We start from the raw sequence: 13,062 nt of genomic DNA, 5'->3' as shown, positions 1-13,062 counted from the left end.
TCGTCAGCCGGGTGTCAGGCGCTGCCCGGGTACAGCACGAACGCGCGCACCGCCGTGGGCGTGTGGGAGGGCAGCACCTGGTGCTCGGGTACGCCGTGCCGAGCAGCGATCCGGGTGTGGTCCGGCGGGATGGGCAGCAGGTCACCGTCGCTGTAGAGCGCGATCGTGTGCGACTGAGCGAACCGGAACGAGTTGCCTTCTGGGTCCGTGGACAGCACCACGGGAGTGCCGGGGGGCATCGTTTTCAGGTACTCGATCAGCTCGCGTGCGGTGAACGCATCTGGCGGGACGAGGCCGGAGACGGCAGTAGCCATGCCAGGAGTCCTCTCTGGTGAAGGTGGGTGCCCCGGCCGGGAGGACGGGGCAACGATCGGGTTGCGTCCCCGTCAGGGAAGGGGCGTCAGGCGGGCGGAGAGATCGGTGACCACGTTGCGCACCTCGCCGCAGTCGCCGTGCTGGTCAACCTTCACCTCCAGCGCCAGGCGGGTTCCGGCCTCGTCCGGGGCGGCGTCGGCCGAGGGCTCGTAGAGCACGAGGTACAGGCCGCGCTCGTCCATCGGCAGCGCCGACCACCAGCCACGGCAGCGGCCGGACGCCTCGATGCCGAACCGGGCGTCGTCCTGGGCGACGGCGACGGCGCTGAGCTGCTGGTCGTGCACCCGCCTCCGGGCGGCCCGCTTGGTCTCGTCCAGATCGAGCGTGCTGTGCGGCATGGCCTCGGCCGGGATCACCGGCCCGCAGTCGCGCAGGACGTACCAGACGCCGGCGCCGCCCGCGGCATCATGGAAGACCTGCACGTGCGCAGTCCCGTTCATCGTGCGCATCCCGCCCAGCCGCACGTTGATCAGCGTGCGGCCGGTGGACTCGTCCACGACGAGGATCACCTTCCGCTCGTACAGGACGTCGATGATCGCGGCGAAAACGGCGCCGGACCACATCTGCCGCTGGGGGTCGGAGCCGTCGGGGTTGAAGTCGTAGGGGCGCAGGGCGTTGGACATGGAAGATTCCTCTCCGTGAAGGGGAGTTGAGGGGGACCGGCGGGTGCAGGCATCTGCCCGCACCCGCCGGGAGCGCAGGAGGTCAGGCAAGGCGACGGATGTGCGTGCGCAGTCCGTAGCCGGACACGTGCTCGTACACACCGCGGGTGTTGACGTAGCCGAGCGTCCGGCTGATCTCCTCCGACGACCACGACCGGTACTCCCGCAGCGAGCGCAGCAGCTCAGGCAACGCCAGGACCTCGGGTGAACTCAGCAGGCGGTCACGGTCATCGGAGGGGTGGCCCATGCGGTACTCGGCCGTCTCCGGGGTGCCGCGCTGCAGCGCGCCCCCGTCGGTGCGGAACCGGTCGCCGGTGCCGCCGTCCAGGTCCGGGCAGGTGACGGCGTGTCCGCAGCGGCACACCCACACACCGTCGAACCGTCCCTGCCGGGGCCGGTAGTGCCCCGACGGGCACGAGGAGCAGTGGACGAGGAGCCAGATCAGCGCGGGATCCGGCCGGGAGATGGTGAACCGCACCGGCCAGTCCGCGCGACGCCCGAAGACCGTCTTGGCGTAGGCGTGGGCGGCAGCGATCGTCTCCGCAACGAAGGCGCGGTGCATCACCGGGGCCAGCCGCTTCGTGGTTCCCGGCTGGCCGAAACCGGTAAGCAGATCGAGCTTGGACCGGCCGCCGTTGTTGAGGAACAGCAGCTCACTGGCGCCTTCGTGTGAGTGGTCCCACTCACGGAACACGGCGACCGCGCAAGCGCGGTGCTCGAGGTCGTCGGGGTCGTACACAGGGTCCTCCTGAGCGCGTACGGGTCGGCCCCCGGCGCGTGCCGGGGGCCGAGAGGGGTGGGGAACGGGCAGAGTGCGGGCGGTCAGCCCTCAGCGAGTGCTCGGCGGGCCGAGCGCTCCGCCGAGGTGCGACCCGGGGCCGCGCGGCGGGTGCGGTAGACGTCGGTCACCTGGCCGCGCCCGTCAGAGTCGAGGGCGACGTGGCCGGAGAACGGCTCGCCCCACATCTTGGAAAGCGTCTTGTCCCGGGTGTTCGGCTCGTACCTCACCACGAAAGTGCCGGGAGCGGAGAGCGGAACGGCGGTCCACCGGCCCCACATACGGCCGGAGGCGTGGCTGCCGTGCTCCTCGTGCTCACGGACACAGCGGATGGCCTCGGAGCGCTGCTCCAGGAAGAGCACCATGGCGTCCCACTTGGCGTCGTGAGCCTCGACCGGGAGGACGATCCCGCACGTGTCAAGCGGGTGCCACAAGCCTTTCTTGGGCAAGCTGGGGGCCTGTATGAGGACGTGACCGGTGTTGTGGAGGCTGCCGGTGCCGCGTGCGGCGACGGGTCCGAGGCGGGCGTCCATCACGGTGTGGCCGGTCTCGGTGTCGGTGACGATGTGCACCGTCGTCTCCTTCAGGACCGAGACGACGGTGGCGAACGCGGAGCCGGTCCAGACGTCGTGCTGCGGGTCGCTGAAGGGAAAGCGGAAGTCGTGCGGCCGAATGATCGTGGACATGCTTGGTCCTCTCTTTCGGGGAGGGGGACTGTGCCTTTCCTTGTGCCTTCATCCTAGTTTATGGCAACTCAAAAAGCAATATCCAAAGGGGGTATTTTGCTGACGAGAAACCGTCCAGCACTCCAGAAGCCCTGCCACGGCACCACGCACGTCACCCGGAATACGGGCCCCGATCCAGGCGATCCGACACCAGCACCACGTGACCGCACGGACGCCACACGGCAATCGACAGCCGCGCCCCGTCCGGGACCGCCACATCCAGCCCCTCAAGGACGGCCCGGCACGTAGGACACCACGGGGACTCCAGCTCCGCCTCCCACCGCTCACGACTCCACAGCCGCGACGCACCACAGACCACGGCGGCGTGCCCCTCTCGGCATACGGAAACGGCCGGGCCCGCGCAGAGCGGGAGCGACCACGTCGCTCAGGCACCCGGATCACGCACACTACCGGCCAAACAGGTGACAAAACCCGCACTACTCACCCATGTGGAGGAAGGGCACCAGTATGTGCTGGCGCCCCGTACTCATCGCATACTGCTGTCAGATCAACCCAGACCCCGAAGAACAACAGGACGTCAACACGCAATGAAGAACGACAAATATGCACGCATGCAAGAAAAATCCACGGAGAAGGTCGTAACCGTCCCCAGGAGCGAAAACGGACTCGCCGCCTGCGCCGACGACCCCGAGATCTTCGAGAAACTCGTCACGTTCTCCCGCACCAGCAACAAGGACCGCCGCAAGGCCGCCACCACCTGCAGCGGCTGCGCTATCCGCGACACCTGCGGATTCCGGGTCGTGCCTGCACCAACACACCGGCAACGCACACCAGCACGTACCTGACCAACAGCTACAGCGGGCCGCCACCACCCCGGCGGCCCGCTCGTCTCTCCAGGAGCACAGGCTTGACCACCACACCCGGGAAGCGCACACCGAAGCGACGGTGGACCGGCATGCCGCCCACCCCCGAACGCCTCAACAGGCTCACCACCACCGAGACCCGCGTCTACGCCTACATCGCCTGGGCCGCCGGAGCCCGACGACGCGTCACCCGCGCCCAGCTCGGCCTCATCCACGGCGACAACGGAGCACCCATCGGCCCCCGCGCCGTACGGCAGATCTGCCACGACCTCCACGACGCGCACCTCATCCTGCTGCCCGGATGGGGCGACGCCACCGACACCACCCCCCTACCTGCCATCATCAACGGCTCAGGAAACAACAGAGGCACCGGGAAACGACCGACCACCGACGACGGGATCAAGGTCGGAACCGGCTTCATCGCACCCAGAACCCTCCCCGACGACCTCCTGGCCGACCTCGAAAAAGCGAGGGACGAGAACCAACACCTCAACGCCACACCGACCGCCGACCGCGACATCGACTGGCTGACCCGACTGACCGACCTCACCGAACGCCGCGCCAGCCTCTTCCACCGATGGGCAGCCCAGGACTCACGCCCCGCCATCGAACGCGAGGCAGAACGCCTCACCAACGCCACCGCCGACCTCCACCGCCAGCTCGAAGACAAGCGCTCCAAGCAGCAGGGTTGGCAGAGCCCTGGGGAAGCCTAGACACGAAGCGGCGGTCCGCCCTCACTCGCCGAGGGCGGACCGCCGCAGGACGGACCAGGGAAGGTCAGGCGTCGAAACGACCGCCGCGCACGTTGGCAACGAACTGCGCAAACGAATCCGGGCCGACCACCAGGGCCGGGCCGGACTCGACCTTCGAGTCGCGGATGCCGACACCGTGGTGGTCGGTGGCGGTCAGATCAGCCACCTCCACGCAGTTGGTGCCGTCGTTTCCGCTGTACGAGGACTTGAACCAGGAACCTTCTGGAGCTATACGCAGAGAAGACATCTCACATCTCTCGGGATAGTCGTGACAGGAAATTGGGCGTCTCGCTGGGGGCGAGAGCGCCCGCCCGCAAGGTGTCGAATTTGCGGGAGAACGCCCAGACGATGGTGTCTCTGTCAGTGACATTCGATTCACCGACACCGTCGTTCTGGACAACTGTGGGAAGAGGACGGTCGAATTCCATGAGAGCGAAGTCGGTACTCGACCGGTACGTGGCCATGTCGAACGGCAGGACCTGAACTGTGACATTGTCGGCCTTGGCAATCCGCGCGATCTCCTCGTACTGCTCCAGCATCACGTCCGACGAGCCGACCGTCCTGCGCAGAGCTGCCTCGCACAGGATCACCCACAGCTCAAGCGGGTTGTCGGAGCGTGTGATGGCCTTCTTCCGGTCCATCCGCAAGTCGATGGTCCGCTCAACGAACTCGGTCGTAGTCTCCTCCACCGGCTTCGCAGCCAGAAGCATCTCCCGGGAATAGCGCTCGGTCTGGAGAAGCCCGTACACCACGTTCGGCTGCCACCCGCGGATCGTGTGGGCGCCGCTCTCCAGCCCCACGAACAGATCCATTCCGGAGGGCATGTTCCTGCGATACTGCGACCACCACCCGCGTTTCAGCGAGTCGCGCTGTATCTCGACCAGAAACTCCTGATCCTCTTCGTCAAAAACGCCATACCGAGTGAGCAGGGCCCGGAGGTCAGCAGCGGACTGGAGACCGGTCAGCGCCCGTTCCACCCGGTGCAGCTTGGATGTCGAGAACGGAAGCCCGTCCGTCGACTCGGTCAGAGTGAGGCCGGCCTTCTCGCGGAGACGCTTGAGCTCCCAGCCCAACTGCATGCGGCGGACCGTCGGTCCGGTGGGTGCTGCCACGTGTGTGCCTCCCGAGGGGTCGAGCCAGTCGCGTGAGGGAGGGAGCCCTCCACGTCGCGCCGCGTGCTCAGAGTGTGACATTCCCAGTCCCCTTTGCGCAGCCCGTAGCCCAGCCCATCGCATATGCCATTTCCCTGAAAATCCCATGTGGGGTTGCACGGGCAGTTTCGCGCACACGATGCTGTCCATGCCACCGCTACCGCACAAGCGGTGGTGACCAGCGGGCTGGTGACGCACAGCCAGCCCGCACGGCCCCACCACGAAAAGCACTGCCCAGACCCCTCCTCAACCTCTCCTGAGGCGCAGATGCACGAGATCGTGAGAGCCCGCCCAACAGGGCACCCGGGCTACAGACAGGACATGCCGCGAACACCCGAAGCGGCAGCCCTCGCCCGCGGGCTCATCCGGACAGCGCTGATGACCTGGCGACTCAACACGCTCACCGACCAAGGCGAGCTGGTCATCAGCGAGCTGGTCACGAACGCCGTGCTGCACACACGGTGCTCCTGCATCCGCGTCTCCATCGACCGCCCGTCGTACGACGTCGTCCGCATAGAAGTGGTCGACAAGTCCCACCGCCTGCCGGCCATCAGACCGGCGGGAGAAAACGACGACAACGGGCGGGGACTCGCCCTCGTGGACGCCTTCACCACCAAGTGGGGAACCGACATGAGGAGCTGGGGAAAGCTGGTCTGGGCCGAGATGAAAGCAGAGCCCGACCATGAACACCACGACGCTGCTTGACCCGGCCCTCAGCACACCTCGCGGGGCACGACACCGCGCGCCCTCCGACAGGAACTCGCTCCTCTGCACGCTCTGGGCCGCTCTCCACGTCCCAGCACTGCTGATCCTCGGCCAGCTCACCACCACCGAAGGCGCCAGCTTCACCGCCGCAGCACCCACCACCGCGGAGGCCGCGGACGAGAGAGCCGGAGAAGCGCAGGAGGAACTGCCAGGCGCAGCACGCCAACCAGGACGGTACTGAGCGCAGGCACCCAGGTCGATACCCGCTAACCAGCGACGCACGTGATCGCCGCCGAGCCGCGCTCCAGCCAGGACCGCCAGCAGACCCGACCGATCGCCTACCGGACACCTGACCCGCAGCGACCAAGTGCCCAGCACGAAGGACGGATACCCGTGAACGAACGCGTCCCCCCTGCCTCCGAAAGCCGTGAGCCCGAACATGACCAAGCGGACGACCAATTCCGGTGTGTGACGTTCGAGGTGCGAGCAGACCCTGAGGAGCGCGAGCTCGTGCTGAACCAGATCAGCAGCGCGATGGGCCAAGGTCTGCACGTCACGGCTGCGACGCAACGCACATCGTGCCGCTACCTGGAGACGGACGAAGGATTCAACGTGCGGCTGCTCGCCCAGCCGATGTGGCCGCCGAGGTCCCGTCCGGCCGGCACGTTCACCATCACCGTCATCCTGGACGGTCCGGAAACGAATCTGTACGGAGAGCAGGCAGAGGCCGCTCTCACCGTCGCCAAGCGGGTACCGCTGACCAGCCTGGAGCAGCGAGAGCTGACCCGGCAGATGCCACTCACCGCCGGCATACCCGAACACCTTCCACCGAACTGCCTCTCGCACATCGCGCCCGTCCTGACGGTGCACCACATGTACGACTTCCTCGTCATGGTGGAGGCGCTGCAGCGCCTCGGAGTCCCGCCGGAAGCCATGACCGTGCTCGACAAGGGATACCGATACCGGAACACCCAACGCGTCGACGCCCACCTGGAGGCCCAGAGGGTACGGGTGTGGCCGTGGAATGACGCCGCCACCGCCCTCAAGGACCATGTGGCGCGCGCCTGTGGAGCGGAGAGGAAGGGCGTACTGGTCGATGACGGCGGCTACACGCTGCCGGTTCTCATGGAGCAGTGCCCCGAACTCCTGACCGACTTCGTCGGCCTGGTCGAGCAGACAGCCAGCGGCATCGCCAAGCTCGCCAAGTACCCGGACCTCCCGATGCCCGTCTTCTCCGTCGCTGAGTCACGGCTGAAAGCGGCGATCGAGCCGTACGGAATCGCTGACGCTGCGGTACGGAACCTCAGGGCGCTGGTGCCGGAGGAGAAGTGGGAGGGCCAAGCCGCCTGCGTGCTGGGCTTCGGCCGGATCGGAAGCGCACTCGCAGAGGTACTGCGGCAGAAGCGCATGCGGGTCGCCGTACACGACACTTCCACCGAGGCCCTGGTCACGGCGATGGAACAGGGCTTCGAGACCAGCCCGGACCTGCACGCGCTGTTGCGCCGGCATCAGCCGATCCTGGTGATGGGCACCACCGGTGCCACGTCGCTGCGAGGAGAACACGCTGCCTCCCTGCTCCGGGACTGCTACCTGGTGTCCGTCACCAGCCGGGACCGCGAGTTCGCCCTGACGGAGCTACGCGCAGCCGCGGAAGACATCGAGGACGCCGGCCAGGTCGGATCCAGACTCGGATTCCCCCACGGGACACGAGCCACCCTCATAGCCGACGGATACCCCATCAACTTCCACTGGGCCGAGAGTCTGCCGAACAAGTACGCGGACCTCGTCCTGGCCTCCCTCATCGTCGGTACGACGACGCTCGCCCACCCCGACCACGGGTTCGCACCCGGCCACAACGTCGCGCGCACCGACGCCAGGCTCGCGGAATCCGGGCTGCTGGAGCGCTACTACGCCTGCTTCGGCCCGCGCAACGCGGCCAGAGAGCCCGCCGCATGATCGAGAAGCACTTCACCTTCGGAGACATCGGCCTCGTCCTTCCCCACCCGGGGCCGGGCTACCTGACCTCCGCCAAGGCCGAGGACGGCGCCTCCCGGAAGCACGCCGCCGCCGGAGTCCGCCTGACGGATGACACTCCGCTGTGGTGGTCCTCCTGCCCCGGGACGGAGCTGCTGGGACAGGCGCTGGAAGCATCCGCCCACGGCCCCGTCGAACTGTGCCCAGAAGGCAGCGGAGAAGACGACGCTGGCCTGGCCCTGGCGGTGGCCGAGCACCTTGCCCAGCATCGCGGACCGGGAGCCGTGGTCGGCCCCTGCTGCCTGGCACCACCCGCGCCGCTCCCCACGGGGACCGTGCGCCTACCGCACCTGGTCCGCTCCACCGCCACCAGCCAGGATCACCTTCCCGTGTGGGAGCTGCTGCCGGCCGAAGCTGCCCAGGCGTGGCTGGGAGGACCGATCCGCCAGCGAGACCTTGACTTCTTCGAGCAGCACCTGGAGCAGCTCCTCGGCCTCAAGCGCCGGTCCAGCACAGATGGCGGTCCCGAGGAGCTGAGTCGGCTTCTGACCGGGCGATACCTGTCCATCAGGTTCGTCCTGCAGCACGCCGAGCTGGTCCGGACCCTGATCACCACCAGCGGGAGTAGTCGATGAACAACACCTGGATCACCCCCACCGACGGAGCATCACTCGCTGATCCATACGCCGACCACAGCGGCAGCCTGCGCGGAGCCCTCCGCCACCAGCTGGTCGGGCGGGCACTGGCAGAGCACCTTCCACCGGCACCACAGCGTGTCCTCGACATCGGGGGAGGCACCGGAGTGCAGGCGAGGATGCTGGCCGACCGCGGCCACCATGTCACCGTGCTCGACCCGGACCAGGCCATGCTCGACAAGGCCCGCGCCGAGCGACAGCACGACGACTCCTGTCCGGGAAGCGTCACCTTTCTCCTCGGCGCGGGCGAGGAGGCACCGCACCTGGCCGGCACCGGATGGGACGCGGCGCTGTGCCACGGCGTGCTGATGTACGTGGAGGATCCCGGCCCGCTGATGCACGCGGTCGCCCGCTGCGTGAGGCCCGGAGGACTCGTCTCCATCCTCGCCAAAGCGGCCAGCTCGCTGGCCATGCGCCGAGGACTCGAACGTGACTGGAGCGGGGTCCTCACCGCGCTTCACAGCAACGTCGAGTCCGGCAGCCTGGGCACGGTAAGCCGGGGTATCGACCGGGAGTCCGTGGTCCAGCTGCTTGCCGACCAGCGCATCGATCTCGACCACTGGTACGGAGTGAGGTGCTTCACCGACCACCTCGGAAACGAACCCGTTGGCGGAGACTTCTCCGAGGTCCTGGAGGCCGAGTGGGAGGCCGGCCGCACCGACCCGTACCGGCAGATCGCCAGGCTGTTCCACCTCATCGCCTACGCGCGGATCACCCGGGACGACACGTGAGCGAGCAGCTGACCTTCACCAGCCCACTCGATGGCCTCCGTACAGCCCGTGAACACTGCACCGAGCAATGCTTCAGCTACCACGCCGCCTGGGGTCTCTTCCGCACTACGGGCCTCAAGGGAACACCCCGGTGGCACACGGGCTTCTACCGCACCGCCCTGGAGCACTGGGAACGGCCGCCCGGCCGCCTGAGGGTACTGGTCGCGGGAGCCGCTGACCACACGGTGCTTAACGTGCTGGAACGGCTCCTCGGCAGCGAGCGACTCGAGATTCACGTGATCGACGCCTGCCCCACCCCACTCGCCCTCTGCCGCGCCCATGCCTACTGGACAGGGCTGCGCGTGACGGAGCGGCAGGACCACGCCCCGGAACTGGCCACCTGCGACGGAAACTACGACCTGATCATCACCGACGGGCTGCTCTCCCTCCTCACCACACCAGAGCAGCGCACCGCGACCGTCGCCCGGTTCGCGAAGCTCCTCGCCCGCGACGGACTGCTGCTCTACACGGCACGCATCGCAGGAGACAGCGGCGCGCTGGAGTACGACCAGATCGGCCGCCACATCATGGCCGTCACCGCCCTCACCTCCTGGCCCGGATCAGCACGGGAGCGGATCAGCCTCGCGCACGCGGAACGCACCCGGCCGTCCCGGCCCGCTCCCTTCAGCAGCACCGGCGACGTCGCCGCCTGCTTCGAGGAGGTGTTCGCCACCGTACGCACCCACACTCGCACCGCCCCGCACACCGTGCCGCTCGCCCTCGCCCCCTCGGTCCGCGCCGGAAGGGGCAGCACCAGCGTCGGCATCACCGCCACCGGCCCGCATCCCAGGAGCCGCCCATGACCTACCGAGCGCCCGACCTCGCCCCCTACACGCCCGTACCAGCACTCGACACCGAGCTGGCTGACCTCGGGTACGACTGCGTACGCGGATTCGCAGACCAGAGGCCCATCACCCCCAGCCTCGTCCGCTCCCGCCTGGCCGAACACCGAACAGCCACGCACACGATGCTGGCCACCTACCGCTCGTCTGGCGACCGCACCCTCATCGGGGCCGCCGCCCTGCGGCCGCCGGCAGCTCCCGGCGGAACCGGACGGCTGTGGGGGCCTCTCGTACGGCCCGGCCACCGTCGACGCGGGCTGGGACGCCGTCTCCTCATCGCCCTCACCCCCGCCCTCCGCTCCATGGACGGAACGGTGACCACCACCGAAATCCCCAACGACCGGCCAGGAACCCACACCTTCTTCCAGACCGCCGGATGGGGAAAGGACCTGAACGGAGCCACTCTGTGGAAGGCGCTGCTGCCGCTGACGAGCCCAACGGGACCACCACCCACGACGGTCCGATGCGCCCAGCCCGATGAAGACCTCACACGGATCGACGCCCTCTATGCAGCCGCCCGTCCCGGCGATCGCAACGCGGCCCGAGCCGGGGACCGGTGGCGCAGCGACGAGCGCTTCCGCAACTCGTGCCTGACCTTCGCCGACGACGGAGACCGGCTGCTCGCCGCTGCGCTCGTCTACCCCTTGGCCCACACCCACCCGGAGGAATCAGCAGAGGCGCTGCTGGGAGACCTCCTGCTCCACCCGGATGCTCACGACCGCTCACACCTCGCGCTGCACGCCGCGCGCTGGGCCCTGACTGCCGCTGCCCACGCAGCGGGAGCCACCATCGCCCGCACCGTCGTGGATGACCGCGATACCACGGCCCTCCGGCTAGTGCAGCACCTCGGTTTCACGAAGCGGGCGACGATCCGCTACTACCAGCCCCCTCAACCCGAGGAGGCGCTGGGATGATCAAGCTCTCCGGACCACTCGTCGCCGTACTCGGAGCACCAGGCACAGGCAAGAGCACGGTCACAGCAGCACTGCAGTCCCTGCCCGAGAAGCCGCTGGTATGGCGCCTTCGGGACTTCGCCCACGACCAAGCACCCACAACGCCATGGGTGGATGCGGCGATCCGCCGGTCCACCGACCTGCTGGGATGGCTCTCCGACGAAGTGGCCGACCGCCTGCTGGCCGAGGCACTGCGCGGAGACTACGCCCCCACGCCGGACCGGCCCGTGCTGCTGGAGGGCTACCCGGGAAACGCAGCACAGGCAGCCAGGATGCTGCAGCACCTCCCGGGCCCATCGCACCTCAGCGTGATCGAGCTGGAAGTCCCCGACCACCAGACCGCCTCACGTATCGCGCGCCGCCAGGTGTGTCCCGCCTGCGATCAAGCAGCCGGAGGCCCGCGCCGTCCAGCGCACCCCAACCCTGACCGGCCAGGCAGTTGCAACCGCTGCGGCGGACCGCTCCAGCACCGCAAGAGCGACCTGGGCACCCTGACCGCGCTCCGCCGGTCCCGCTACCACCACCACGCGCTCGCCCTGCGCACCTACCTCTGCCGCCACCAGGTGCCCTGGCACCGGATCAACGCCAACCAGAGCGAAGCGGCCGTCATCAGCGCAGCCAAGAGCACGTACCGAACCGTCACCGAAGAAGCAGGAGCCCTGTCATGACCACTGTCCCGCTGCCGACACCCCGCCTCCGCACCGGCGAGACGGACGCCTACGGGCACGCCCGCATGCCCGCCTCCGCCCACGACACCGCACCGTCCAAGATCGACCGCGTGCCCTACGGCCGCTTCCGGAACGTCTACCTGTACATCACCGAAGCCTGTCAACTGCGCTGCTCCGGCTGCTACATGGGCGAGCGGCTGGAGAGGGCCCTGAAGATGCCCTACGAGGAGATCCGCTCCACGCTGACCACGTGGCGGCAGATGGGCGGCTCGAAGCTGACCATCCTCGGAGGGGAGCCGACGCTCCACCCCCGCTACGAGGACACCATCCGCCTGGCCAGACAGCTCGGATACGAGCACGTCATCACCACCAGCAACGGGCTCATTCCGGCCCGCCGAAAGTTCGCCCGCATGGAGCCGGACGACTTCTCCTACGTCCAGATCAGCGTCGACGGAGGATCCGCGGAGACGCACGACGCCGTCCGCGGGCCCGGCCGGTTCGCGGAGACCGTGGAGACGATCAGAGAGCTGTGCGACCGCGGCTTCGACACCCGCATCATCTGCACAGTCAACAAGACCAACCAGAGCGACTGCCTCAAGCTCCTCGACCTGTGCGACGAGCTCGGCGTCAGCCTGCTGAAATTCCACGTCTTCTCCGTCATCGGCCGCGGCCACGGAAGTCTCGAGGACGGGATGACTCCGCCGGAGTGGCTCGACTTCTGCGACCGCCTCCACACCGCATCGGCCGGATACCGCACCCGCGTCTGGTACCAGCCGACCTTCGCGCGGCGCGAGGAGATGCACCGCTTCGAGGAGGAGGGATACCGCGGCTGCATCGGCCGCACCCTGGACCGCATCAGCATCTTCCCTGACGGACGCTGCTACGTCTGCTCGTTCCTGTTCGACACCGACCTGCACTACGCCGAGATGCGCGACGGCCAGGTCGTCCTCAACAAGGGCGACAACGAGTTCGACCTGTTCACCAGCGCACTGACCAAGCCAGCCTGTGGCGGCTGCAAGGCTTCAGCGTCGTGCATGGGCGGCTGCCCGGCCGAGGAGATCGTTGACGGCGGCTCCTCGTGCGCCGAGTACCCGGAAATCGTGCCGGTGTGCCGGCTGTGGAAGTCCGTCCCCGCCAACTGACCCACCGTGGGGCAACACGAGCGTTGCCCCACCGGCCACCCACACA

At 68.1% G+C, this 13,062-nt stretch carries 17 protein-coding genes; 11 read left to right on the top strand and 6 right to left on the bottom strand.

The features are described 5' to 3' along the window. Positions 1-14 precede the first annotated feature (14 nt). From ACL06G_RS15390 to ACL06G_RS15375, 4 genes are all read right to left on the bottom strand, one after another. On the bottom strand, positions 15-314 hold the full coding sequence (locus ACL06G_RS15390) for a hypothetical protein (protein WP_412836123.1): 300 nt from the start codon (positions 312-314) through the stop codon (positions 15-17). Positions 315-386: 72 nt separating this feature from the next. Continuing rightward, positions 387-998, bottom strand: a complete 612-nt coding sequence (locus ACL06G_RS15385; protein WP_412836122.1) for a hypothetical protein — start codon at positions 996-998, stop codon at positions 387-389. 82 nt (positions 999-1,080) lie between these two features. Then, positions 1,081-1,776 (bottom strand): hypothetical protein, encoded by a 696-nt coding sequence (locus tag ACL06G_RS15380; protein ID WP_412836121.1) that lies wholly within the window; start codon positions 1,774-1,776, stop codon positions 1,081-1,083. An 83-nt stretch (positions 1,777-1,859) separates the two neighbouring features. Continuing rightward, positions 1,860-2,501 (bottom strand): hypothetical protein, encoded by a 642-nt coding sequence (locus tag ACL06G_RS15375; RefSeq protein WP_412836120.1) that lies wholly within the window; start codon positions 2,499-2,501, stop codon positions 1,860-1,862. A 587-nt stretch (positions 2,502-3,088) separates the two neighbouring features. Here ACL06G_RS15375 and ACL06G_RS15370 point away from each other — a divergent pair. Together ACL06G_RS15370 and ACL06G_RS15365 are read left to right on the top strand one after the other, a co-directional pair. Further along, positions 3,089-3,346, top strand: a complete 258-nt coding sequence (locus tag ACL06G_RS15370; protein ID WP_412836119.1) for a hypothetical protein — start codon at positions 3,089-3,091, stop codon at positions 3,344-3,346. Between the two features lie 62 nt (positions 3,347-3,408). After that, positions 3,409-4,077, top strand: coding sequence for a hypothetical protein (locus tag ACL06G_RS15365; RefSeq protein ID WP_412836118.1), 669 nt, complete (start codon positions 3,409-3,411; stop codon positions 4,075-4,077). Positions 4,078-4,141: 64 nt separating this feature from the next. Here ACL06G_RS15365 and ACL06G_RS15360 read toward each other — a convergent pair whose 3' ends face one another. Together ACL06G_RS15360 and ACL06G_RS15355 are read right to left on the bottom strand one after the other, a co-directional pair. After that, entirely contained in the window at positions 4,142-4,363 is a 222-nt protein-coding gene (locus ACL06G_RS15360; protein ID WP_412836117.1) for a DUF397 domain-containing protein, read from the bottom strand. 1 nt (position 4,364) lies between these two features. Next, positions 4,365-5,228: a helix-turn-helix domain-containing protein gene (locus ACL06G_RS15355; protein WP_412836116.1), complete on the bottom strand. Its 864-nt coding sequence runs from the start codon at positions 5,226-5,228 to the stop codon at positions 4,365-4,367. Between the two features lie 360 nt (positions 5,229-5,588). On the opposite strand from ACL06G_RS15355, the gene ACL06G_RS15350 reads away from it, so the two are divergent. The 9 genes from ACL06G_RS15350 to ACL06G_RS15310 all read left to right on the top strand — a co-directional run bounded on the left by ACL06G_RS15350 (position 5,589) and on the right by ACL06G_RS15310 (position 13,016). Continuing rightward, positions 5,589-5,972 (top strand): ATP-binding protein, encoded by a 384-nt coding sequence (locus tag ACL06G_RS15350; protein ID WP_412836115.1) that lies wholly within the window; start codon positions 5,589-5,591, stop codon positions 5,970-5,972. Further along, entirely contained in the window at positions 5,950-6,213 is a 264-nt protein-coding gene (locus ACL06G_RS15345) for a hypothetical protein (protein ID WP_412836114.1), read from the top strand. Before ACL06G_RS15350 ends, ACL06G_RS15345 begins: the two co-directional genes overlap by 23 nt. A 269-nt stretch (positions 6,214-6,482) precedes the next feature. Further along, a complete protein-coding gene (locus ACL06G_RS15340) occupies positions 6,483-7,928 on the top strand; it encodes an NAD(P)-dependent oxidoreductase (protein WP_412836113.1) in 1,446 nt (481 codons plus the stop codon). Next, a complete protein-coding gene (locus ACL06G_RS15335) occupies positions 7,925-8,581 on the top strand; it encodes a hypothetical protein (protein ID WP_412836112.1) in 657 nt (218 codons plus the stop codon). Before ACL06G_RS15340 ends, ACL06G_RS15335 begins: the two co-directional genes overlap by 4 nt. Then, positions 8,578-9,372 carry a methyltransferase domain-containing protein gene (locus tag ACL06G_RS15330; protein WP_412836111.1) on the top strand — a complete coding sequence of 265 codons (795 nt, stop codon included), beginning with the start codon at positions 8,578-8,580 and terminating at the stop codon, positions 9,370-9,372. The genes ACL06G_RS15335 and ACL06G_RS15330 overlap by 4 nt, the downstream gene beginning before the upstream one ends. Continuing rightward, positions 9,369-10,214 carry a class I SAM-dependent methyltransferase gene (locus ACL06G_RS15325; RefSeq protein WP_412836110.1) on the top strand — a complete coding sequence of 282 codons (846 nt, stop codon included), beginning with the start codon at positions 9,369-9,371 and terminating at the stop codon, positions 10,212-10,214. Before ACL06G_RS15330 ends, ACL06G_RS15325 begins: the two co-directional genes overlap by 4 nt. Further along, the gene (locus ACL06G_RS15320; RefSeq protein ID WP_412836109.1) at positions 10,211-11,167 is read left to right on the top strand and encodes a GNAT family N-acetyltransferase; all 957 of its coding nucleotides are present in this window, start codon (positions 10,211-10,213) and stop codon (positions 11,165-11,167) included. The genes ACL06G_RS15325 and ACL06G_RS15320 overlap by 4 nt, the downstream gene beginning before the upstream one ends. After that, on the top strand, positions 11,164-11,874 hold the full coding sequence (locus tag ACL06G_RS15315; RefSeq protein ID WP_412836108.1) for an adenylate kinase family protein: 711 nt from the start codon (positions 11,164-11,166) through the stop codon (positions 11,872-11,874). The genes ACL06G_RS15320 and ACL06G_RS15315 overlap by 4 nt, the downstream gene beginning before the upstream one ends. Further along, on the top strand, positions 11,871-13,016 hold the full coding sequence (locus ACL06G_RS15310; protein WP_412836107.1) for a radical SAM protein: 1,146 nt from the start codon (positions 11,871-11,873) through the stop codon (positions 13,014-13,016). The genes ACL06G_RS15315 and ACL06G_RS15310 overlap by 4 nt, the downstream gene beginning before the upstream one ends. Positions 13,017-13,062: the final 46 nt, after the last annotated feature.

The sequence above is a fragment of the Streptomyces callyspongiae genome (assembly GCF_047200695.1).
In the GTDB taxonomy this organism is placed as follows: Bacteria; Actinomycetota; Actinomycetes; order Streptomycetales; family Streptomycetaceae; genus Streptomyces.
Note: the sequence above shows the minus strand (reverse complement) of the source record. Positions and strands in the feature narration are given on the sequence as shown.

What these genes read in the sequence shown, in the direction of transcription:
- ACL06G_RS15390 (WP_412836123.1), bottom strand. Translation starts at nt 314, where the DNA reads ATGGCTACTGCCGTCTCCGGCCTCGTCCCGCCAGATGCGTTCACCGCA.
- ACL06G_RS15385 (WP_412836122.1), bottom strand. Translation starts at nt 998, where the DNA reads ATGTCCAACGCCCTGCGCCCCTACGACTTCAACCCCGACGGCTCCGAC.
- ACL06G_RS15375 (WP_412836120.1), bottom strand. Translation starts at nt 2,501, where the DNA reads ATGTCCACGATCATTCGGCCGCACGACTTCCGCTTTCCCTTCAGCGAC.
- ACL06G_RS15370 (WP_412836119.1), top strand. Translation starts at nt 3,089, where the DNA reads ATGAAGAACGACAAATATGCACGCATGCAAGAAAAATCCACGGAGAAG.
- ACL06G_RS15360 (WP_412836117.1), bottom strand. Translation starts at nt 4,363, where the DNA reads ATGTCTTCTCTGCGTATAGCTCCAGAAGGTTCCTGGTTCAAGTCCTCG.
- ACL06G_RS15350 (WP_412836115.1), top strand. Translation starts at nt 5,589, where the DNA reads ATGCCGCGAACACCCGAAGCGGCAGCCCTCGCCCGCGGGCTCATCCGG.
- ACL06G_RS15345 (WP_412836114.1), top strand. Translation starts at nt 5,950, where the DNA reads ATGAACACCACGACGCTGCTTGACCCGGCCCTCAGCACACCTCGCGGG.
- ACL06G_RS15335 (WP_412836112.1), top strand. Translation starts at nt 7,925, where the DNA reads ATGATCGAGAAGCACTTCACCTTCGGAGACATCGGCCTCGTCCTTCCC.
- ACL06G_RS15330 (WP_412836111.1), top strand. Translation starts at nt 8,578, where the DNA reads ATGAACAACACCTGGATCACCCCCACCGACGGAGCATCACTCGCTGAT.
- ACL06G_RS15320 (WP_412836109.1), top strand. Translation starts at nt 10,211, where the DNA reads ATGACCTACCGAGCGCCCGACCTCGCCCCCTACACGCCCGTACCAGCA.
- ACL06G_RS15315 (WP_412836108.1), top strand. Translation starts at nt 11,164, where the DNA reads ATGATCAAGCTCTCCGGACCACTCGTCGCCGTACTCGGAGCACCAGGC.
- ACL06G_RS15310 (WP_412836107.1), top strand. Translation starts at nt 11,871, where the DNA reads ATGACCACTGTCCCGCTGCCGACACCCCGCCTCCGCACCGGCGAGACG.